Source organism: Vibrio sp. 10N.261.55.F4 (assembly GCF_041470465.1).
GTDB lineage: Bacteria > Pseudomonadota > Gammaproteobacteria > Enterobacterales > Vibrionaceae > Vibrio > Vibrio crassostreae_C.
The window spans coordinates 1-21,918 of the sequence record NZ_JBFRMM010000011.1; the positions used below are offsets into that span (position 1 = coordinate 1).

Annotated in this window: 17 protein-coding genes; 9 read left to right on the forward strand and 8 right to left on the reverse strand. The window is 44.0% G+C overall.

Annotated elements, in window-relative coordinates; all coding sequences use genetic code 11:
- Nucleotides 1-97: 97 nt before the first annotated feature.
- Together pta and AB4249_RS07035 are read right to left on the reverse strand one after the other, a co-directional pair.
- Nucleotides 98-2,263, reverse strand: coding sequence for a phosphate acetyltransferase (pta, locus tag AB4249_RS07030; protein WP_017069189.1), 2,166 nt, complete (start codon nucleotides 2,261-2,263; stop codon nucleotides 98-100).
- Nucleotides 2,264-2,410: 147 nt separating this feature from the next.
- On the reverse strand, nucleotides 2,411-3,607 hold the full coding sequence (locus tag AB4249_RS07035) for an acetate kinase (protein ID WP_017062169.1): 1,197 nt from the start codon (nucleotides 3,605-3,607) through the stop codon (nucleotides 2,411-2,413).
- A gap of 341 nt (nucleotides 3,608-3,948) precedes the next feature.
- On the opposite strand from AB4249_RS07035, the gene yfbV reads away from it, so the two are divergent.
- From yfbV to AB4249_RS07050, 3 genes are all read left to right on the forward strand, one after another.
- On the forward strand, nucleotides 3,949-4,401 hold the full coding sequence (yfbV, locus tag AB4249_RS07040) for a terminus macrodomain insulation protein YfbV (RefSeq protein ID WP_017062168.1): 453 nt from the start codon (nucleotides 3,949-3,951) through the stop codon (nucleotides 4,399-4,401).
- Between the two features lie 302 nt (nucleotides 4,402-4,703).
- Entirely contained in the window at nucleotides 4,704-5,669 is a 966-nt protein-coding gene (locus tag AB4249_RS07045; RefSeq protein ID WP_017062167.1) for an ABC transporter substrate-binding protein, read from the forward strand.
- A 251-nt stretch (nucleotides 5,670-5,920) separates the two neighbouring features.
- On the forward strand, nucleotides 5,921-7,387 hold the full coding sequence (locus tag AB4249_RS07050) for a sensor domain-containing diguanylate cyclase (RefSeq protein ID WP_017069188.1): 1,467 nt from the start codon (nucleotides 5,921-5,923) through the stop codon (nucleotides 7,385-7,387).
- A 132-nt stretch (nucleotides 7,388-7,519) separates the two neighbouring features.
- Here AB4249_RS07050 and dusC read toward each other — a convergent pair whose 3' ends face one another.
- Complete coding sequence (gene dusC / locus AB4249_RS07055; RefSeq protein WP_017069187.1) at nucleotides 7,520-8,476, reverse strand: tRNA dihydrouridine(16) synthase DusC; 957 nt, start codon at nucleotides 8,474-8,476, stop codon at nucleotides 7,520-7,522.
- A gap of 175 nt (nucleotides 8,477-8,651) precedes the next feature.
- On the opposite strand from dusC, the gene AB4249_RS07060 reads away from it, so the two are divergent.
- The gene (locus tag AB4249_RS07060; RefSeq protein ID WP_137002094.1) at nucleotides 8,652-9,272 is read left to right on the forward strand and encodes a YecA family protein; all 621 of its coding nucleotides are present in this window, start codon (nucleotides 8,652-8,654) and stop codon (nucleotides 9,270-9,272) included.
- Between the two features lie 127 nt (nucleotides 9,273-9,399).
- Here the strand turns inward: AB4249_RS07060 and dsbB are convergent, their stop codons facing one another.
- Together dsbB and nhaB are read right to left on the reverse strand one after the other, a co-directional pair.
- Nucleotides 9,400-9,909, reverse strand: a complete 510-nt coding sequence (gene dsbB / locus AB4249_RS07065; protein ID WP_102394342.1) for a disulfide bond formation protein DsbB — start codon at nucleotides 9,907-9,909, stop codon at nucleotides 9,400-9,402.
- Nucleotides 9,910-10,056: 147 nt separating this feature from the next.
- Entirely contained in the window at nucleotides 10,057-11,649 is a 1,593-nt protein-coding gene (gene nhaB, locus AB4249_RS07070) for a Na(+)/H(+) antiporter NhaB (protein ID WP_017062162.1), read from the reverse strand.
- A gap of 640 nt (nucleotides 11,650-12,289) precedes the next feature.
- On the opposite strand from nhaB, the gene fadR reads away from it, so the two are divergent.
- Complete coding sequence (fadR, locus tag AB4249_RS07075; protein WP_017062161.1) at nucleotides 12,290-13,129, forward strand: fatty acid metabolism transcriptional regulator FadR; 840 nt, start codon at nucleotides 12,290-12,292, stop codon at nucleotides 13,127-13,129.
- 194 nt (nucleotides 13,130-13,323) lie between these two features.
- Here the strand turns inward: fadR and AB4249_RS07080 are convergent, their stop codons facing one another.
- Together AB4249_RS07080 and metG are read right to left on the reverse strand one after the other, a co-directional pair.
- Entirely contained in the window at nucleotides 13,324-13,803 is a 480-nt protein-coding gene (locus AB4249_RS07080; protein WP_010437231.1) for a DUF1456 family protein, read from the reverse strand.
- 221 nt (nucleotides 13,804-14,024) lie between these two features.
- A complete protein-coding gene (gene metG, locus AB4249_RS07085) occupies nucleotides 14,025-16,085 on the reverse strand; it encodes a methionine--tRNA ligase (protein WP_104216098.1) in 2,061 nt (686 codons plus the stop codon).
- A gap of 157 nt (nucleotides 16,086-16,242) precedes the next feature.
- Here metG and apbC point away from each other — a divergent pair, with 157 nt between their 5' ends.
- The 3 genes from apbC (at nucleotide 16,243) to AB4249_RS07100 (ending at nucleotide 20,482) form a co-directional block, all read left to right on the forward strand.
- Nucleotides 16,243-17,319 carry an iron-sulfur cluster carrier protein ApbC gene (apbC, locus tag AB4249_RS07090; protein ID WP_009848619.1) on the forward strand — a complete coding sequence of 359 codons (1,077 nt, stop codon included), beginning with the start codon at nucleotides 16,243-16,245 and terminating at the stop codon, nucleotides 17,317-17,319.
- Between the two features lie 276 nt (nucleotides 17,320-17,595).
- Nucleotides 17,596-18,237 (forward strand): uridine kinase, encoded by a 642-nt coding sequence (gene udk, locus AB4249_RS07095; RefSeq protein WP_004734002.1) that lies wholly within the window; start codon nucleotides 17,596-17,598, stop codon nucleotides 18,235-18,237.
- A gap of 106 nt (nucleotides 18,238-18,343) precedes the next feature.
- Nucleotides 18,344-20,482, forward strand: a complete 2,139-nt coding sequence (locus tag AB4249_RS07100; protein ID WP_102427874.1) for an AsmA family protein — start codon at nucleotides 18,344-18,346, stop codon at nucleotides 20,480-20,482.
- Between the two features lie 223 nt (nucleotides 20,483-20,705).
- Here AB4249_RS07100 and cobO read toward each other — a convergent pair whose 3' ends face one another.
- Nucleotides 20,706-21,311: a cob(I)yrinic acid a,c-diamide adenosyltransferase gene (gene cobO / locus AB4249_RS07105; RefSeq protein WP_017062158.1), complete on the reverse strand. Its 606-nt coding sequence runs from the start codon at nucleotides 21,309-21,311 to the stop codon at nucleotides 20,706-20,708.
- Between the two features lie 84 nt (nucleotides 21,312-21,395).
- Here cobO and AB4249_RS07110 point away from each other — a divergent pair, with 84 nt between their 5' ends.
- Nucleotides 21,396-21,845: a low molecular weight protein-tyrosine-phosphatase gene (locus AB4249_RS07110; RefSeq protein WP_017067202.1), complete on the forward strand. Its 450-nt coding sequence runs from the start codon at nucleotides 21,396-21,398 to the stop codon at nucleotides 21,843-21,845.
- The last annotated feature ends 73 nt before the right edge of the window (nucleotides 21,846-21,918 follow it).

Sequence of the window (21,918 nt, forward strand, 5' to 3'; positions counted from 1 at the left end):
AATTTTCCGGATTGGTATTACCAAGTAGTTCCTTTACTCCAGACATAAAAAAACCCTAGATAAACATCTAGGGTTTTTGCTTTTTACAAAAGAAAAATTAGTTAATTACTTTTTCTTCAGCTTGTGCAGCTTGGTCTGCTTGGATAGCCGTTAGAGCTACTGTGTAAACGATATCGTCTACTAGAGCGCCACGAGACAAGTCATTTACTGGCTTGCGCATACCTTGAAGCATTGGACCGATAGATACTAGATCTGCTGAACGCTGTACAGCTTTGTAAGTCGTGTTACCCGTGTTTAAGTCTGGGAATACGAATACTGTCGCTTTACCTGCAACTGGAGAGTTAGGCGCTTTAGAAGCGGCTACGTTTTCCATGATTGCTGCATCGTACTGTAGAGGACCGTCGATCACTAGATCAGGACGCTTCTCTTGAGCAAGTTTCGTTGCTTCACGTACTTTATCTACGTCTGCACCCTTACCAGATTCACCAGTAGAGTAAGAGATCATAGCAACGCGTGGGTCGATACCGAATGCCGCAGCAGAATCTGCAGATTGGATAGCGATTTCAGCAAGCTGTTCAGCTGTTGGATCTGGGTTGATCGCACAGTCACCGTATACAAGAACTTGATCAGGCAGAAGCATGAAGAAGATCGAAGATACGATAGAAGCATCAGGAGCAGTCTTGATGATCTGGAACGGAGGAACGATAGTGTTCGCCGTTGTGTGAACAGCACCAGAAACTAGGCCGTCAACTTCGCCAGCTTCAAGCATCATAGTACCTAGGAATACTGAATCTTCTAGCTTCTCACGAGCAACAACTTCAGTCATACCTTTAGCGCCACGAAGTTCTACTAGACGAGCTACGTAGTTTTCGCGAACTGATGCAGAATCGATGATCTCAACGCCAGCGCCAAGCTCAACACCTTGCTGCGCTGCAACGCGACGGATTTCTTCAGGGTTACCTAGAAGTACACACGTTGCGATACCGCGCTCAGCACAGATAGCCGCAGCTTTAACTGTACGTGGCTCATCACCTTCAGGAAGAACGATGCGCTTAGCCGCTTTACGAGCAAATTCAGTTAGCTGGTAACGGAATGCTGGTGGGCTTAGACGACGGATGCCTTGAGTACCTTCAGATAGAGAATCAATCCAAGGGCCATCAATGTGGCTTGCAACGTGATCGTTAACGAACTCGATACGCTCTTTATCGTCTGCAGGAACTTCTAGGTTGAAGCTCTGTAGGTTTAGAGATGTCTGCCAAGTGTTACCTTGAGCCTTGAAGATCGGTAGACCTGAAGCGAATGCTGGTGCACAAAGGTTAGCAATGCTTTCTGGAATGTCGTAACCGCCAGTAAGCAGGATTGCGCCAATCTCAACACCGTTTTTCGCAGCAAGAGCCGCAGCAACGATAACGTCAGGACGGTCTGCAGAAGTTACTAGCAGTGAGCCTGGTTTGAAGTGCTCAATCATGTGCGGTAGAGAACGTGCACAGAAAGTGATGCTCTTAATACGACGAGTTGAGATTTCACCTTCGTTAACGATTTCAGCGTTAAGGTGCTTAGCCATATCAACCGCACGAGTTGCGATTAGATCGATGCTCCATGGCACGCAGCCAAGAACACGGATAGGGCTAGAGTTGAAGATTTGCATTACTTCAAGGTTCGCTTGCTGAGCGCTGTCTGCATCATCAAAGATTTCAGATAGGTCAGGGCGAGTACGGCCAGCCTCATCAACAGGAGCGTTAAGCTTGTTGATGATTACGCCTTTGATGTTTTTGTTCTTAGTACCGCCGAAGTTAGAACATGCTACTTCTATACGCTCTTTAAGCTGCGTAGGGTTGTCAGTACCAGGAGTCGCAACGAATACGATCTCCGCGCCAAGTGTTTTTGCGATTTCCGCGTTCACTTGGTTAGCAAATGGGTGCTTACGAGTAGGTACTAGACCTTCGATTAGCGTAACTTCTGCGTCTTTGTTGATCTTGTTGTATTGCTCAACAACAGACTCAAGAAGCTCGTCCATTTTTTCGCTACCGATCAAAGCTTCAGCTTTAGTCATTGCGATTGGCTCACCAATCTTAATGTCGCTGTTTGCGCTGATGATAGTAGACGTTAGATCTGGTTGGTTACCACCGCTGCGAGGCTGAGCGATTGGCTTGTAGAAAGAAACACTTACGCCCTTACGCTCCATAGCGCGAAGAACACCCATGCTAACACTAGTAAGACCAACACCAGCGCTTGTAGGGATAAGCATAATAGTACGTGACATTGACGAACACCTTTGACTATTGGAAATAAAAAAAGCTCAACTGCTATTCCCACCGATATTTAAATTGGGGTAGGAATAGAAGTTGAGCCCCATTTTCTTGATATGAAAAACTGACTAGCTTCGAATGAAGCTAGTCAGGAAAATCAATTAAAGACCTGCTAGTTTCGCAGTGTCTTCAGCAATTACTAGCTCTTCGTTAGTAGAGATAACCATTGCAGGGATACGGCTGTTAGCTGTAGTGATAGTACCTTCGCCGCCGAAACGAGCTTTAAGGTTAGCTTCACCGTCAACTTCGATACCGAAGATGCCTAGGCGGTTAAGAACCATTTCACGGATTGGGCCTGAGTTCTCGCCGATGCCGCCAGTGAAAGTGATTGCGTCTAGACGACCTTCTAGAGTTGCAGTGTAACCAGCTACGTACTTAGCTAGACGGTGACAGAACACGTCCATTGCACGAGTTGCTTCTTCTTTCTCACCGTAGTTGTCTTCAACGAAACGACAGTCAGAAGTCACTTCAGTTAGACCAGCAAGACCAGACTCTTTAGTTAGCATGTTGTTGATTTCTTCAACAGAGTAACCAAGTGCGTCGTGTAGGTGGAAGATGATTGCAGGGTCTAGGTCACCACAACGAGTACCCATTACAAGACCTTCAAGAGGAGTAAGACCCATAGAAGTGTCTACAGATTTACCGTTCTTGATTGCACATACAGAAGCGCCGTTACCTAGGTGACAGTTGATGATGTTAACTTCTTCAACTGGCTTGTTTAGTAGGCCTGCAACTTCACGAGTGATGAATAGGTGAGAAGTACCGTGCATGCCGTAACGACGGATGCCGTGCTCTTTGTACAGGTTGTACGGTAGAGCGTATAGGTAAGACTCAGAAGGCATTGTTTGGTGGAACGCAGTGTCAAAAACAGCAACGTTTTGTAGACCAGGGAAGTTCTGTTGAGCCGCTTCGATACCGATAAGGTGAGCAGGGTTGTGAAGAGGTGCGAAAGTCGCAGCGTCTTGAATACCCTTAAGAACTTCATCAGTGATAAGTGCAGAAGAAGTGAACTGCTCGCCACCGTGTACGATACGGTGACCGATAGCGCCAAGGTTAGCTTTAAGCTCAGGCTTAGAAGCAAGAATAGTTTCTACCATGAAAGATAGTGCTTCTACGTGAGCTGCGCCCGCGCCTAGTTGTGCTTCATGCTTGCCATCAAGTTTCCACTTCATACGAGCTTCTGGAAGACCTAGACACTCAGCAAGACCAGTTAGGTGCTCTGCACCTGTTTCTGCATCAACAACAGCGAATTTAAGAGAAGAACTACCACAGTTTAAAACTAAAACTAGCTTAGACATTAATGACTACCTGTTTATTTTTCTGATCGAAATCAGTTAAGGATGAAAATTAATCTCAAGAATAGTCGAAGCACATAGGCTTGCGTACTAACCTTGGTCAAAAAAACGTTAATTTCCGTATAAAGTGAAAGCGCTCTTTATCAAAAAGAGGCTTGTGCATTCCTTGCAGAAGTCTTCTCAAAGTTGCTTAAATTGTAAATAAGGGCAACAATGAGATTGAGGTCTGCAAATAATAGCGATATTGTGCAAATATAACAAAAAAATTTGAAAGAATATTATTTTTCGTCAAATTTTTGTGTTTTTAGTTGATGATTTCAACTTTTTTTTAATGGGAGACTCATATGAGCAATAGAGTTGGTTTAGCTAGTAGTTTAAAAGATGGCCAAAAGTACATGGATCTCTGGCCCGTCCGAAAAGAGTTAAACGCGATCTTCCCAGAACAACGCATTATTAAAGCGACCCGTTTTGGCGTGAAAGTGATGCCTGCGATTGCCGCTATCAGTGTTCTTACACAAATGGTCTTTAATAATTACCAAGCGATGCCACAGGCTGTGGTTATGGCTTTGTTTGCGATCAGCTTGCCGCTACAAGGTATGTGGTGGTTGGGCAATCGCTCAAATACACAACTTCCGCCGGCGCTAGTATCGTGGTACCGCGAACTGCATGAAAAGATCACTGAAACGGGTTTTGCGTTAGAGCCTATGAAGCCGCGCCCTCGCTATAAAGAATTGGCAATCATTTTAAATCGTGCCTTTCGTCAGTTAGATAAATCCTCAATGGAGCGTTGGTTCTAAAGAATCCCAGCTCTCCCTCTTGTCTGAGAACAACTATTCATCTTCTATAGCTTGTTCTCAGATTTGCTCCTCTTTTTGTTACCTCGCTTACTTTCCGTTTAGCTTACCTGTCCTTATTCACTTGGTTTCTTACCTTCCTCCGAAGTCAATATAACCTTTCTCACATAACTCGAGCCTTGTTGTATTTTTGTTAAATATCACTTCAAGTTATCAATGGTTACTGGTAATAATGTCAATAGTGATTTTGATGTTGTTCTCTTTGAGCGAGTAATGACGGGTAGAGCTTGATTCAGGGAGCGATAATGAGTTCTGTAAGAAAGGTATTGGCAGCGGTTTTAAGTTGCTTGATGTTGCTATGGACTGGCAATGCAATGGCAAACGTTGCCAAAGTGTCGGTTTCACAAGTTGTTGACCATCCAGATCTGAATGCGACACGTTTAGGGCTTCTTGAAGGATTGAGAGCCAATGGTTATGAACCCGGTAAGAACTTAGAATTCTCCTATGAAATGGCGAATGGTAACCCGGCTCAGGCAGCCAAGATTGCCAGAGAGCTCGTCAGTGAAAATCCACATGTACTTGTTGGTATCGCGACACCGACTTCACAAGCCTTAGTGTCGGCGACTCGCTCGATTCCTATCGTGTTTACCGCGGTTACGGATCCTATCGGCGCTAGGCTCGTTAAACAATTAGAAAAGCCGGGGCGTAATGTCACGGGGCTTTCTGACTTATCTCCGATCACTCAGCATGTGTCATTAATCAAAGAACTGCTCCCTGAAGCTAATTCAATCGGTGTAGTTTACAACCCAGCAGAAGCAAATGCCGTTGCGTTAGTTGGGTTATTGAGAAAGGCAACTCGAGATTTCGGTTATACACTTCACACCGAAAAAGCGCTGACTGTTGACGATGTCGAAGCAAAAGCAGAATCCATTGCTAAGAAGTCCGATGTTATCTATGCCTTGACCGATAATACGGTTGCAAGCGGCATGGAGGGTCTTATCAAAGCGGCTAACCATGCAGATACGCCAGTCGTCGCAGGCGCCACATCTTATGTCGGAAAGGGAGCGATTGCTGGTTTAGGTCTAGATTATTATGATGTTGGGGTTCAGACCGCGGATTATGTCGCAGCCATTCTGGAAGGACAGAAGCCCGGGAAGTTGAGTGTCAAAACTGCGCAGAGCTCTCAGCTGGTGGTCAACCTAGATGCTGCTCGTGAGCTTGGCGTGACAGTGCCTCAATCTGTGATTGAGCGTGCGGTCATTAGCCGGTGAATTGAGTTTGGTGTTAGGTGAGCTAATAGGCCATAAGTCATATTATTAACAGCATTGAAATGGGCTCAGATAACAAACTCACCTGCTCTATATGTTGGCGCTTCTCTATTTTATTCATTTGTAAGCGGTTATTTGACCGTTAGGTGTGTCGTTAATATCAATTTACATTATTTTACGTCGAGCGAATTGCCGATTAATGTAATAATATTAATGGGGAAAATGAAAATAGCTGAACGCTAAGAGCACATTATATGAAAGTAAATAGGCACTTTAGCCTAACCTTTGTTTTCGGGTTTCCCGCTGTGATCGCCGCGATGTTACTTGGCCTAATAGGAAAGAATCATTTTGACGCGGTAGAAAAAGATATCAGTAGTGAGTTTCATCGTATTGAAGATGTGTTCAAAAGAACCACAAAAGTGGCGACAGCCCTAGACTACAGCTTCTCCAACTATTATAAATCAGGAAACCCTCTCTTTCTTGATCACAACAAACATGTTGTGGATGGTCTTTGCCAAATCTGGCCTATTGATGTATTGCTACTTGCCGACGGTAAAACCTCAGACATTCCCTCTGTCGATATCGACTATATGCTAATTGGTCAAGAGTCTCTTTGTTCTGAAAGCAGTGATAGTTATAAGAGCGCGTCAGAAAAAATAGCGTTAGCTCCTATTCTTTCATTTTTATCCCAGCTTGATGAATACCATGCCGGCGTGCACTTTATTGATACGAGCGGCTATGTGATCTCTTCACCTGAAGGTTTTGCCAAAGGGCTGAGCAAAGAGTTACTCTCGACCATAAAGAGTCGTCCTTATTGGCAGAAAACAGCCAACAACCCTGACCAACTTACCCTTTCAGGCCCTGGTTATCGTTTTGATTCCCTTGACCGTATAATCAGTATGACGATCCCTGTATTCCATAAAGGCGTTCACCAAGGGATGCTGTCGGTGGATATTAATGCTGACAAGCTGCTCGCAAACTCGAATGAGCATCTTGCAGGTCGGATCGATATCATTGATACCACTTTAGCGACTCCGGTAGATTCTGCGGCTTTTTATCACGAGATCAAACTGGATGGTGTCTCGTCTCACCATGCGATGTATTACAAATTAGACATCGCGAAAGAGGTTGAGCACTTTTTCGTCTACGAGAAAGACAGCCTTATTGTTGCCATCATTGTGTATCTGTTCTCAGTAACCATCTTCTTCTACGTCAATTCCAATATTGAACGTGGTTACTTCAAAGATCTCGCAGCCAAAGACCCTATGACAGGGTTATTGAATCGTCGTGGCTTAGAAGCGTTCTGGCGCAGTGTAGAGCACGATCAACTGTTTGCATTAACCGTCTTCGATATTGATGATTTTAAGTCAATTAACGACACCTACGGCCACGATAAGGGGGATGATGTGATTCGTTATATGTCGCGTCAGATCAGCAACAGTATTCGAAGCAGTGACGTTGCAGCACGGTTTGGCGGTGAAGAGTTTGTCGTTTATATGAAAGGCGAAGATCGTGAAACTTTGATGAGAACATTAGAGCGAGTGAAGAATGCGATTTGTTCCACTTCAGCCGACATTATTCCAAATGGATTTACGGTGTCTGGCGGTGTCTGCATTGTTGAAACTGAGCAAAGTAAACTTAACTTCGATGAGATATTTAAGTACGCCGATGAAAAGCTGTACGTGGCTAAGACGACGGGCAAAGACCGTCTTAAATTTTAACCACGTTATTGAATCGATGCTTTGTATGAAAATGAAAATGAAAGAGGGAAGAGCGAACGTGTCTACCAAGCAAAGCTTATTTGCACCGGTAAACACGTTTGTAGCGTTGGGTATTTAACCCTAAACATAATCTTAAACAGGTTGGCGGCGTTCTTCTTGATAACGCTGAAGGCGTTCTACAATCGGTGGCGCCTTTTTGAAAGTACGAATTTCTTTAAACAGTTCGTTCGCTTCAGGGTAGCCTTTACTTAGATAAACAAACCACTGCTTCACTCTATTGGGGTAGTACATGCCTTTGTCCCCTTTAATTTGAAACTCTGAATAGCGCAGCAAAAGTTCAATGACTTTATCCCACGGCATTTTCTGGTGGTTGTGCTTAACGACGTTACCAAGGTTTGGAATATTGAAAGCACCACGGCAGACCATTAATGAATCGACGCCTGTTGCTTCTATGCAATCTTGACCATCTTGATAGTTCCAGATCTCTCCATTAGCAATCAACGGCAGAGATGTTTTTTCTCTTATTTGATTGATGAAGTCCCATTTGATTTCGCTGGCTTTATAGCCGCCAACTTTGGTTCTTGCATGCACGGTGAGTTCGTCAGCTTTGGCTTGTTCGATGGCATCGACGATTTCAAAGCACTCTTCCGGATGCTCCCAACCTAATCGAATCTTTGCGGACACAGGAATGTGTGCCGGTACCGCTTCTCGACAGGCGTTCACCACTTGATAGATGAGCTCTGGCTCTTTTAGCAATGAAGCGCCACCATTACTTTTGTTGACCGCTTTTGCTGGGCAACCAAAATTAAGATCGATCCCTTTCGCGCCTAAGCTAGCAGCTTGAAAAGCATTCTCGGCCATCCAATTTGGGTGTTGCCCTAGAAGTTGGAGATGGATTGGCACACCAGCCATGGTCTGAGAGCCTTGATGTAGCTCAGGGCAAATACGGTGGAACACATGCGGGGGAAGAAGTTGATCTACGACGCGCACAAACTCTGTCACACAGAGATCGTAATCATTAATCTCTGTGAGAATTTCACGCATTAGGTGGTCTAGAACGCCCTCCATAGGGCCAAGTATTACGCGCATGTTGCTTTACCAAAACTGAATGAACCGAAAAATTCGAGGCGTGATTGTACGGTGTGCTTACAGAATTGTCACTATGAGTGTGGTGCATGTCTTAATGATGGTTTCGTCTCTTAATAGCGACATCTTTGGGAGGATGGCGTTATAATATCGGAAATGCCCAATATCCAGAGCTTTCATGACATATCAATTATTAAGCCTACCAGAATCAATCACTGACATTACTCCGCAGTTTATGGAAGGTGCAATCCTTGCCTCTAACTTAGCGACCAAACCACTCGATCCAGAAGAGTGGCTGGTTATCGTTGCGCCTGAAGCGGGTAAAGAGCTGGTAAAAACGGTGACAGAACAGATTAATCGCCAGCACAACCTGATTCAGCGTAATGAATACCTATTAACAGACGTACTGGCTGAAGGTGACTTTAACGAACAGTTCGCTGATTTTTCTGAAGGCTTCATGATGGTTTGGCCAACAGTGGAAGAGCAGTGGCAGAGCGTGACAGTCGCGGATGGTACTCTGCGCATGTTGCAAGCGCTCTTAACCACCTTGATGCTTGCGATTGATGAAGAGCAAACTCAACAACAAATGATCGCTGCAGGGCTTACTAACCCACCATCGCTTGCCGATTTAGTGGGTCAAGTCGATCTGATGATCTCAGAAGTGGCAATGGCAGCGGATGAAGCTATGTTGGGCAATAAGTCCCAGAGCGTGAACCCGTTTAAAGACATCGGTCGAAACGACCTTTGCCCTTGTGAAAGCGGCAAGAAGTTTAAACAATGCTGCGGTAAAAGCAGCTAATAACGGCTTGTTGAGCAACTTAGTTTGTGTGAATAACAGACTCTCTTAATATGTTCAAAAGCTTAAGTAATAAAAAAGTCGACCTCGTGGTCGACTTTTTTGTTGTCCAAGTGTCAACGGCTTACTGTTAGTCGTTTTTCGACTTCACAAATTGAGAAATAACCACAATACCGAAAGCAACCAAGTTACCTGCAAAGATAATTACTAGCCACTGAGGCATAGAAAGATCGAAGAACTGCCACACAACCTTGCTGCAATCGCCGTAAGCCTCAAACATCCACGGAGCCCATTGGTTTAAAGGCGCCCAGCTAGGGAAGGTTACGAATAAGTCGCAGGTTGCGAAAGGGGACGGATTGAACTGGTAATCGACGTGCTCTAAAGCAAGCATCAAACCTTTGTATGCGCCAAATCCCCAGCTAGCAAGGCCTAACCAGCGTGATATTGGGTTATTCGGGGCAATCGCACCAATCATGGCGGCAACACCGATAGCGAGCATAGCAACGCGCTCATAGATACACATCACGCAAGGACCAAGCATCATCACGTGTTGGAAGAAGAGAGCGCACGCTTCAAAAAAGACAATAAAAGCCAGCAGTAAAAGCCAAGATAAACGTCCCTTAGAGAAGTCTTTGATCATTGCTAAAAAGTTCACGAATTGAATCCTGTCTATAAAATAAAAAAGCCCTGATTACTCAGAGCTTTTTATCTTGGATAAGTTTCCTAATCAACTAATATTTTTGATTAGTTAGTTATAGTTATTGTGGTTTGCGACACAGTGTTTAGCTTAGTGACCACCAGAGATAACTGGAGCGACGACTTCACCAGTGCGTTGAATGATCCAACCAGCATCGTAGAACCATGCTGTCATTGGCTCTACGATGAACACAATGCCTGCTAGGCCAACCAGTGCCAATACGATGGTGTATGGCAGCGCCATGATAACCATGCGACCGTAAGACAATCTAATTAACGGAGCAAGTGCTGATGTTAATAGGAATAGGAATGCAGCCTGGCCGTTTGGCGTTGCAACAGAAGGTAGGTTAGTACCAGTGTTGATAGCAACAGCAAGTAGGTCGAACTGATCACGAGTGATGATGCCTTCAACCAGTGCAGTTTTCACTTCGTTAATGTAAACCGTACCGACGAACACGTTATCTGAAACCATCGATAAAATACCGTTGGCAATATAGAAGAGTGCGAGCTGTGCGCCTTTATCTTCAACGTGAAGTACTGCATCGATGACTGGCTTAAATAGAGCTTGGTCGATGATCACAGCAACAACAGCGAAGAAAACGGCAAGAAGTGCAGTAAATGGCAGCGCTTCTTCAAAGGCTTTACCCATAGAGTGTTCTTCAATAACACCCGTAAATGCTGTAGCTAAGATGATCACAGACAGGCCAATCAAACCTACTTCAGCAACGTGAAGTGCAAGGCCGACGATAAGCCAAACTGCGATTGCACTTTGAACCCATAGTTTTGCTACGTCTTGCTTTGTGCGGTTTGCACGTTCTTTGTTGTCAAACTCAACTAAGATTTGGCGAACATTCATTGGTAGTTGAGCACCGTAACCAAACACTTTGAATTTCTCGACAAGTGCACAAGTTAAAATACCGCAGAAGAAAACAGGTAGTGTTACTGGCAGCATACGGATGATAAATTCACCGAACTCCCAACCTGCTTGCTTAGCAATTACCAAGTTTTGTGGTTCTCCTACCATGGTCATTACACCACCCAGTGCTGTACCCACACCAGCGTGCATTAGCAGTGAACGTAGGAAAGCACGGTAGTTTTCTAGGTCATCACGAGTTAGCTCTGAGATCTCTTCATCATGAGTATGATCGTGCGAAGACGTTGTGCCCTTGCCTGATGCAACCTTGTGGTAGATAGAGTAGAAGCCGACCGCAACGCTAATAACTACGGCGATTACTGTTAGTGCATCTAGGAATGCTGATAAGAAAGCGGCAGCAACACAGAAGGCAACGGAGAGTAAAATTTTAGATTGGATGCCAAGCAAGATCTTCGTGAAAATGAACAAAAGCAGTTCTTTCATGAAGTAAATGCCAGCAACCATGAATACGAGCAAGAGTAATACAGGAAGGTTTGCTTGCAGCTCGTGATAAACCATTTCTGGTTTGGTCATGCCAATGGCGACTGCTTGAATAGCTAATAGACCACCCGGTTGAAGTGGGTAGCATTTGAGAGCCATAGCTAGAGTGAAAATAAACTCAACCACCAATAGCCAGCCCGCAACAAATGGGTCAACTAGGAAGAAAACAAACGGGTTGATGATTAAAAAGGAAATGATGGCAAGTTTATACCAATCAGGAGCTTTACCAAGGAAGTTCTTGATAAAAGCGTTTCCGAGAGACATCGGCATGTTAATACTCTTTTATGTTGATTATGAATAGACAAGCAATACAACATTTTGAGAATCGAGCTATAGAAATTGTTAAAAACTATGACTAACAGTGACTTAGAAAAACTACATTCCATGTAATGTTCTGTGGTCTTGCCAAGTCACTCCCTTAGAAACTCAAGCACTGCTTATTTTTGAGCGCAACTTTACTCTTAGATAACATTTAGTCAACAGGAAAAGCCCTGTAGCCCTAAAAATACCTCTTTTTTGTTGAGAAACGCGATCAAAGTAGCGCAAGCATACCACTTAAAATGTGATAAAAACCGACTAGAATCAATATTTCAGCGAAATGATTGAAAATTACAGAATAACGACGGCTTATATATGATTATTACAACTTAATATTGCAAATTAATAGCTTTAAAAATATGACCAATCCCATTGATTTTAAAGAAAAATTGTTGTGTTAACGGTTTGTTTAAATGGTGGTTTAGAGTCGCTTGCTTTACAAACCTGAGGTGCAAACGCGTGCTGAACTTTAGAGTTATAACTCTAACGGTGTTTAGGGGGAGTAAAATTTTTGAGGGTGTTTCCGCTAGGTGTGAACTAGTGGTATGATGAGTAAATTAGAACAGAATAATTAAATTGGATTGAAGTGTAGATGGTCATTAAGGCGAAGAGCCCGGCAGGATTTGCAGAGAAGTATATCATTGAAAGTATTTGGAATGGCCGTTTCCCTCCAGGTTCTATCTTGCCCGCAGAGCGTGAGCTTTCTGAGCTGATTGGTGTTACACGTACTACGCTTCGTGAAGTACTACAACGTCTTGCTCGTGATGGTTGGTTGACAATCCAACATGGCAAACCAACTAAAGTTAACCAGTTTATGGAAACCTCAGGTCTTCATATCCTTGATACGCTAATGACGTTGGACGTTGATAACGCAAGCAAAATGGTAGAAGACCTGCTTGCTGCTCGTACTAATATCAGCCCGATCTTTATGCGTTATGCATTCAAAGCAAACAAAGAAGCTTCAGAGCGTACTATCAGTAACGTGATTGAATCTTGTGAAGCGCTACTTGCGGCACCAACTTGGGATGAGTTCCTAGAATCGTCGCCATACGCTGACAAGATCAAACAAGCGGTAAAAGAAGATTCAGAAAAAGATGAAGCGAAACGTCAGACGATCTTAATCGCGAAGACTTTCAACTTCTATGATTACATGCTTTTCCAACGTTTGGCATTCCACTCAGGCAACCAGATTTACGGCCTGATCTTTAACGGTGTGCGTAAACTTTATGACCGTATCGGTAGCTACTACTTCTCTAACCCAGAAGCACGACGTTTAGCGATGGACTTTTATAAAGAGTTGTTCATTATCTGTGAAAGTGGCGAGCGCGAAACTTTGCCATTAGTGATTCGTAACTACGGTATCGCAAGTGCACAAGTTTGGAATGAAATGAAAACGACATTGCCGACGAACTTCACTGAAGACGACAGCTAAGGCATAGGTTTACTATTGTTGTTCCTGTTTAGTCAGTGACGTAAAGAAAACGAAAAAGCGGCGAGATAATTCAATTATCTCGCCGCTTTTTATTTATCTGTCGTTACTAGAAAATTATCAGTGGGTCAGTTACTTACCTATGACGAGTAATTTATCTATGTGTAGCAACTTAAAATTTATCTAGGAGTAGTAACTTAACCCGCAAACTCTTCTGAGTCTGGACGGTTGGTAAATTGCACACCGTTTAGAAAATCGCAAAGTAGTTGGTCTTCACACACTTTGTAGTTTTTGTTTTCTGGCTTGCGGAAGTAAGCGCCGATTTCGTACTTGCTCAAGCTAATGCCAACCACTTCTAGTACGTCCAAAACATCTTCTGCTTTCATGTTTAATGCGATACGAAGCTTCATGAAGATCATGTTGTTCGTCAGTGCAACTTCAGGTTTAGGTTGCTCGCCTTCTTTTTTGCCACGCTTAAGGTTGATGAAACCATTTAGGAATACCGCCAACTCTTTATCTTTCATCTTAGAGCATGACTTGTCGTTGTCATCTTTTAGCCAGTTAATCACTTGGTCATGAGCAACAGTCACATCAGCTTGTTCGATAGCTTTGATGATTTGTGCATTTTTAAGGTTTAGTGCGTGTTGAATACGACGCAAGATTTCGTTGTTAGTCACTGGGGATTCCTAAAAAGGGTTTTAGAGTAAAGAGGTGTTGGTTTAGCCTATTTTTGTCGACGAACCAATTTCTACTCTACATAGCATAGTTGACGGCGACTCTAACAGAGAACGCTAATTTTCGGTAGATATAAAAAATCCCCAATGCTGATTAACTCTTTCAAGTCAAAAATGCATTAGGGATTTAGTGATGGGTGCTTGTTATCTGACTGGAGTCAGAATTACATTACACGCATACCAGGTTGAGCACCTTCGTGTGGCTCAAGGATCCATAGGTCGCTGCCGCCAGGGCCCGCTGCTAGGATCATGCCTTCAGACATACCAAACTTCATCTTACGAGGTTTTAGGTTTGCTACCATTACAGTTAGCTTGCCTTCTAGCTCCTCAGGTTTGTATGCTGATTTGATACCAGAGAATACTTGGCGAGTCTCACCACCGATGTCTAGTTGGAACTTCAGTAGTTTGTTCGCTTTTGGTACTTCTTCACAAGAGATGATACGAGCGATACGCATGTCTACTGCTGCAAAGGCATCGAACTCAATCTCGTCTGCGATTGGCTCTTTGTCTAGCTCAGTTTGGCTTGCTTGCTCTTTTTCAGTTTCTGCTTTTTCTTTCGCTGCTGCTTCAGCGGCTGCATCTTCTTTAGAAGACTCAACCATTGCTTCCACTTTCTTAGGGTCAATGCGGTTGAATAGCGCTTTGAACTTAGTGATCTCGTGATCAGTTAGCGGAGTAGCAATCGCTTCCCACGTTAGCTCTTCGTTTAGGAAAGCTTCAGTGCGAGCTGCAAGCTCTGGCATCACTGGTTTCAGGTAAGCCATCAGTACGCGGAATAGGTTAATACCTACAGAAGAAACTTGTTGAAGCTCAGCTTCTTTGCCTTCTTCTTTTGCAAGAACCCAAGGTGCTTTTTCGTCGATGTACTGGTTAGCTTTATCCGCTAGTGCAGTGATTTCACGGATAGCACGGCTGAATTCACGAGTTTCGTATAGCTCACCGATACGCTCAGCAGCAGCAACGAATTCGTTGTATAGCTCAGGCTCTGCAAATTCAGCAGCTAGCTTGCCTTCAAAACGCTTAGTAATGAAGCCAGCGTTACGAGAAGCTAGGTTAACAATCTTGTTTACTACATCAGCGTTTACACGTTGAGTGAAGTCTTCAAGGTTAAGATCTAAGTCATCGATGCGGCTGTTTAGTTTCGCAGCGTAGTAGTAACGTAGACACTCAGGGTCTAGGTGGTTTAGGTACGTGCTTGCTTTGATGAATGTGCCTTTCGACTTAGACATCTTCGCACCGTTCACTGTTACGTAGCCGTGTACGAATACGTTGTTTGGCTTACGGAAACCTGCGCCGTCTAGCATTGCTGGCCAGAATAGGCTGTGGAAGTAAACAATGTCTTTACCGATGAAGTGGTAAAGCTCAGTTGTGCTGTCTTTCTTCCAGTATTCATCGAAGTTTAGATCGTCACGTTTGTCACATAGGTTCTTGAAAGAAGCCATGTAGCCAACAGGTGCGTCTAGCCATACGTAGAAGAACTTGTCTTTTTCGCCTGGGATTTCAAAGCCGAAGTAAGGTGCATCACGTGAGATATCCCACTGTTGCAGACCAGACTCAAACCATTCCTGCATTTTGTTTGCAGTTTCATTCTGTAGAGAGCCAGATCGAGTCCACTCTTTAAGCATGCTTTCGAACTGAGGTAGGTCGAAGAAGAAGTGCTCAGAGTCTTTCATTACTGGAGTTGCGCCAGAAACCGCTGATTTAGGGTTAATTAGCTCAGTTGGGCTGTATGTCTCACCACAGTTATCACAGTTATCACCATACTGGTCTTCTGACTTACACTTAGGGCAAGTACCTTTTACGAAGCGGTCTGGTAGGAACATCTCTTTCTCAGGATCGAAAAGCTGAGAAATAGTGCGGCTAGAAATGAAGCCGTTCTTTTTAAGTTCTAAGTAGATGTGAGAAGCCAGTTCACGGTTCTCTTCGCTGTGTGTGCTGTGGTAGTTATCAAAGCTGATATCAAAGCCAGCGAAGTCTTTTTGGTGCTCTTCACTAACAGCAGCGATCATCTCTTCTGGCGTGATACCCATCTGTTGAGCTTTAAGCATAATTGGCGTGCCGTGAGCATCGTCAGCACAGATGAAGTTTACAGTGTTGCCACGTAGACGCTGGTATCGAACCCAGATATCAGCTTGGATATGCTCAAGCATATGGCCAAGGTGAATAGAGCCGTTAGCGTACGGAAGCGCACAAGTTACCAAAAGTTGTCTTGGATCAGTTGCCATACTTAATAATTCGCTTTTTTGATAGGTATAAATTTGAGAGGTAATACTACTTTATAACGTGTGATACGCCAAGGTATCAGACTAAGGATTCCCCTAGTTTTTTAGGGGTTCAGTCTTCATCTCGTGGGTGATAGCATAAATAAAAAAAGGAGTCCCAATGCGTAACTTTACTTCTAAGCAAGATTTCTGTTCATGGTTGAATGAGTTCGAGTCACCAATCCTCATCCCAGAGTGGGCGCTACACCAAAATATTGTATCGGTTGATCCGCGTGGATCATTTGTTATCACCTTACCTTTTGCCGCTAATCAGCTTGCGGTTGAATTGGAACAGTGGATTCACTCTCAGATTGAACAACAGCTTGTTAGCGCTTTTCAGTTTGAAGTGAAGGTGAAGCCGTCTGCGTTAGAAACCACGGTTGCGACACCATTGAAGGGGGTGAAGAACATCATCGCCGTGACATCTGCAAAGGGTGGGGTGGGTAAATCGACCACTTCAGTCAACCTTGCTTTGGCTTTATCTAAGTCTGGTTCAAAAGTGGGTTTGTTGGATGCGGATATCTATGGTCCTTCTGTACCTATGATGCTTGGCCAATTAGATGCGAAACCAGAAGTCCAGAATAACAAGTGGATGATGCCAATCGAAGCGCACGGTATTTTCACTCACTCTATCGGTTATCTTGTGTCGAAAGATGACGCTGCGATTTGGCGCGGTCCAATGGCGGCCAAGGCTTTAGGTCAGCTTGTTAACGAAACCGTATGGCCAGAGTTGGATTATCTAGTTATTGATATGCCACCGGGCACGGGCGATATTCAGCTGACGTTATCGCAACAGATCCCAGTGACCGGGGCTGTAGTGGTGACCACTCCTCAAGATTTGGCGCTAGCGGATGCACGTAAAGGCGTAGCGATGTTTGATAAGGTGAGTGTGCCAGTCGCAGGCTTAGTTGAAAACATGAGCTATCATATTTGTAGTCACTGTGGTGAGAAAGAGCATATCTTTGGTGCTGGTGGTGCCGAAGCTATGTCAGAAGAGTTTTACCTCGATATTTTGGCACAGATCCCTCTTCATATTGATGTGCGAGAAGATATCGATGCAGGTTGCCCGACGGTGATTCGTCGTCCAGATAGTGAACATACACGTCACTACTTAGAGCTTGCAGAGAATGTGGCTGCGAAGATGTTCTGGACCGGCAAGGCGAGACCAGAAGCGATTAACTTCTCTATGGTTGAATAACGAATCTATGGTTGAATAGCGCAAGTTAATCACAAAGTCGTTTAAATATAGTTTGGATTAGATAAACAGCGGTGGATTTAAGTCAATATCCATTGGGCTTGTGCAAATAGTTGTAGGCAAGTTATTTGAAAGCAAACGATTGCATTCATTAAATGCATTGATATCATCAATTTGACTGCAATTAGCTAAAATGGCGACTAGAATCTATGTGCTTTAGCCCCTATAATCAGGCGGTTTATCTCTTCCCACCACCAAACCATATCGGGTGCAAAATTAATGTCTGATAATAATCAATGTGTCATCGTAGGTATCGCTGGCGCTTCAGCTTCAGGAAAAAGTCTGATTGCTAGTACAATTTATAATGAATTGCGCGAAAAAGTAGGCGACCATCAAATTGGTGTTATCACGGAAGATTGCTATTACAGCGACCAAAGCCACTTGAGTATGGAAGAGCGTGTTAAAACTAACTACGATCACCCAAATGCACTAGATCATGATCTTTTATGTGAACATCTACAGCAGCTAATGAGTGGCAACGCCGTAGAAGTTCCTGAATACAGCTACACAGAGCACACACGTACTTCTGAAACGACTACACTTACTCCAAAGAAAGTGATCATTTTAGAGGGTATTCTGCTTCTAACAGACCCGCGTCTTCGTAAACTAATGCACGCAAGTGTGTTTATGGATACACCATTAGACATCTGTCTATTACGCCGTGTTAAGCGTGATGTAGAAGAGCGTGGTCGTACAATGGACACTGTACTTAAGCAATACCAAGAAACAGTACGTCCAATGTTCATGCAGTTTATCGAGCCTTCAAAACAACATGCAGACATCATCGTTCCTCGTGGTGGTAAAAACCGTATTGCGATTGATGTGCTAAAAGCGCACATTGCGAAGTTGTTGAAGTCTTAATCGAATAAAATTTTGCCTAAGTGACTCACTTAGCTTTATTTTTTACCGAATCAGTGGCACTTTTATAGTGCCACTTTCTTTTGGAATCTAAGCAAGGAATATGCGGATGAAGAAACTACTCATTTTCATAGCTGTACCAGTGTTTGTTGTCGTTGCAGCAATTCTGGCACTAGTGCTGTTAGTGAATCCCAACCAATTTAAGCCATTAATTGTCGAACAAGCCCAAAAACACACAGGCCTAGAGCTAGTGATCGAGGGTGATATCAGCTGGCAATTCTTCCCATCCATTGGCTTTGAACTTGGTCAAACTGAATTACGCAACCCTGAAGGTTTTACGCAACCTAACCTATTTAAGGTTGATACCGTTGGCGTTGACGTTTCGGTTACTCCGCTATTTAGCAACCAACTAGAGATCGGCAACATTACTCTAGATGGTGCAGAATTCTATTTAGAAACGCTTAAAGATGGTCGCAAGAACATTGATGCACTAACGCAAGCGTCAGCGCCTCAAGAATCTGAGCCTGCAGCAGGCACAAGTTCTGAATCAGCGCCTGCCCCTCAAGAGCAAACTACCACAGACGCATCGGGTTGGACGATCAACCTTGCAGGCGTAACTGTATCAAACGCATTGTTTGAAATGGACGACAAGCAAGCGGGTTCATTCACTAAGCTATACGATGTGTCTTTGAATCTTTCTGAGTTTGCCGTTGATACATGGACAACCGCGACATTTGCGGCTTCTGGTGAGAACAATCAACAGAAGTTCTCTGCACAAGGCAGTGCAGAATTCAAATTAGCTGAAGGCTTTGCAAGTTACGCACTTCGTAATATCGACTTAAACGCTAAGTTCAATGATCCAGCGACGTCGATTGAGTCAGCAAAAATTGGCTTGAATACGTTTGAGTTCGATAAGGTAAACCAACTGACTTACGCTGTAATCGGTAATGCAGCTGGCCTTGACCTTGATCTTAAAGGTGGCGGTGAACTTACTGTTGATAGCGCGATTTCAAAAGTAACGCTGAACAAGTTAACGTTAGACTCAACATTCAAAGGCGACACGCTTCCTCAGTCTCCAATGAAAGTCGACATGCTGTCTGACTTAAGCTTCGATCTTAACAAGAGCCACCTGAGCTTTGTGTTAGAGAAGCTACAAGCTAACGCTATTGCATTAGACGGTAAAGCAGACGTAATCCTATCTGAAATACCAAAGGTTCGTTTCTCTCTTCATAGCCCGAATATTGATTTAGATGAATTCTTAGGCTTAGGCAATACAACAGAAACAGCGAGCACAGCGCCTTCTGGTTCTGCTGGTGGTTCAACGTCAAGTTCTGGTAGTTCAGATCCAGCTAAAGAAGTGGAACCTGATCTGTCGGCTCTGAAAACGTTAGACGTGAAAGGTGACATCACGATTGATAAGTTCAAGGCGAACAACGCGAAGATGCAGAATGTTAAAACCGCATTTTCGGTTAACCGTGGTATCGCAGAGCTAACCTCATTCACCTCGAATCTTTACCAAGGTTCTATTTCTGCTACTGCAAAGTTAGACGCTCGTAAAACACCAGCGACTTACACGGCTAAGAAGAAAATCAAAGGCGTGAAAGTACAACCGTTACTGGTTGATGTTGCAGATAACGATATGCTGGAAGGTACCGGTAATATTGATGTCAACGTGAAAGGTAAGAGTCTAACTCCGACGGGTATCAAGAAAAACCTAGTCGGTACTATCGCGATTAACTTTGAAGATGGTGCAGTTAACGGCATCAACGTAGCTCAACTGATTCGAGAAAACTACGCTAAGATCAAGGGCGAGAAAGTTGAAAGCACAAATGAAGCTCAAAAAACGGACTTCAGTGCAATGAAAGCGACGCTGAAAGTGGATAAAGGTTGGGTTTCAACTAACGACTTATCAGCACAGTCGCCACTGTTACGCGTGACAGGTCAAGGTAAAGCAAACTTCATCAATGAAACGGTCGACTTCCTTGTGCGTACATCAATTGTGGGTTCACTTGAAGGTCAGGGCGGTAAGAGCATCGACGACCTGAAAGATGTGACTATCCCAATTAAGGTAACAGGTCAGTGGGCAGCCCCGAAATTTGCACTTGTTTTTGATGATGTATTGAAACAGAAAGCACAGAAAGAAATTGATCGTGGTTTAGAAAAGTTAGACGAAAAGTACGGTGACAAGATCAAAGATGAGAAAACAAGAGACGCAGTAAACGGTCTACTAAAAGGTTTGTTTAACTAGTCTTCATCTCATTTAAAAATGAACAAAGCGCCACTCCTGTTGTAGGAATGGCGCTTTTTATTTTTGGCTCGATAATACTCAAGAGAGATTCCCTATGACACTCGTCCCTCGCTCTAGGGAATGACGATAGGCCGTCGTCCTTTGTTCAAGAGCGTAACGGCCTAGTGGTCGTCATCCTCGAGAGGGAAGAATGACCGAGTCGGGGACCTCTGGTTGAAGGTGATTACCAGTCAACGCCTTGTAGCGCTTTAACACCAGATTCAAAAGCGTGTTTCACATTGCGAACTTCAGATACTGTATCTGCTATCTCAGTAAGAGTACGGTGCGCGCCACGACCTGTAATGATGACAGACTGCATCTTCGGGCGGTTATTCAACGCCTCAACCACTTCATCGAGTTCGATGTAACCGTAGCTAACCATGTAAGTCAGTTCATCAAACAGAATCACATCGATCGACTCATCAGCCAGCATGCGTTGGCACTCTTTCCATACACGCTGCGCAGCTTCAATATCTTGCGCTTTGTTCTGAGTTTCCCAAGTAAAGCCTGTGCCCATGACTTGGAACTCGACATCAAGCTTTTGCAGAACGTTTTTTTCGCCGTTATCCCAGGTACCTTTAACAAACTGAGCAACGGCGCATTTCTTACCATGACCAACTGCACGTGTAATCGTACCAAAACCGGATGTTGATTTACCTTTACCGTTACCCGTGATGACCAGCAATAGGCCTTTTACTTCTTGTGCTGCAGCGACACGTGCATCGACTTGTTCTTTTACTTTCTGTTGTCTTGCTTTGTGGCGTTGTTCTTTGTTGTCTTCAGTCGACATAACAAATCCTTTTAAGTTGTGATTGCGTCTATCATAGCCTAACTTAACGATAGCAAAAACCATCGGAAGAACAGGTGATTAGGGATGAAAAAGATACTCGTAGTTTGTATGGGGAATATTTGCCGCTCGCCAACAGGTGAAGCGGTGCTAAGGAAGAAAGCGCAACAGCTGGATATTGATGTTGTGGTCGACTCTGCGGGGACGATTGGTTTTCATCAAGGCAACCCGCCAGACTCGCGATCCAAATCTGCAGGAGAGAAGCGAGGCTACAGCTTTAAGGGGATTACTTCTCGTAAAGTGGTAGATAATGACTTCGAAGAATTTGACCTGATACTCGCGGCCGATAGGGCGAATTTAGACGACTTAATGAGCCAATGCCCAGTTCACCTCCAATACAAGCTCGCATTATTTTTGAGCTTTGGAGAGTCACAATATCAAGAGATCCCCGATCCGTATTATGGTGAGGGAAATGGTTTTGAATTGGTGTTGGATTTAATCGAAGAGTCTAGCGAAGCGATACTGCGTTCGATGTAGTGTAGGAACAATGTACGTCGTTTTGTTATCAGCGTAAGGGCTGACCGATAGGTATAAAAAAGGTTCATCGCGG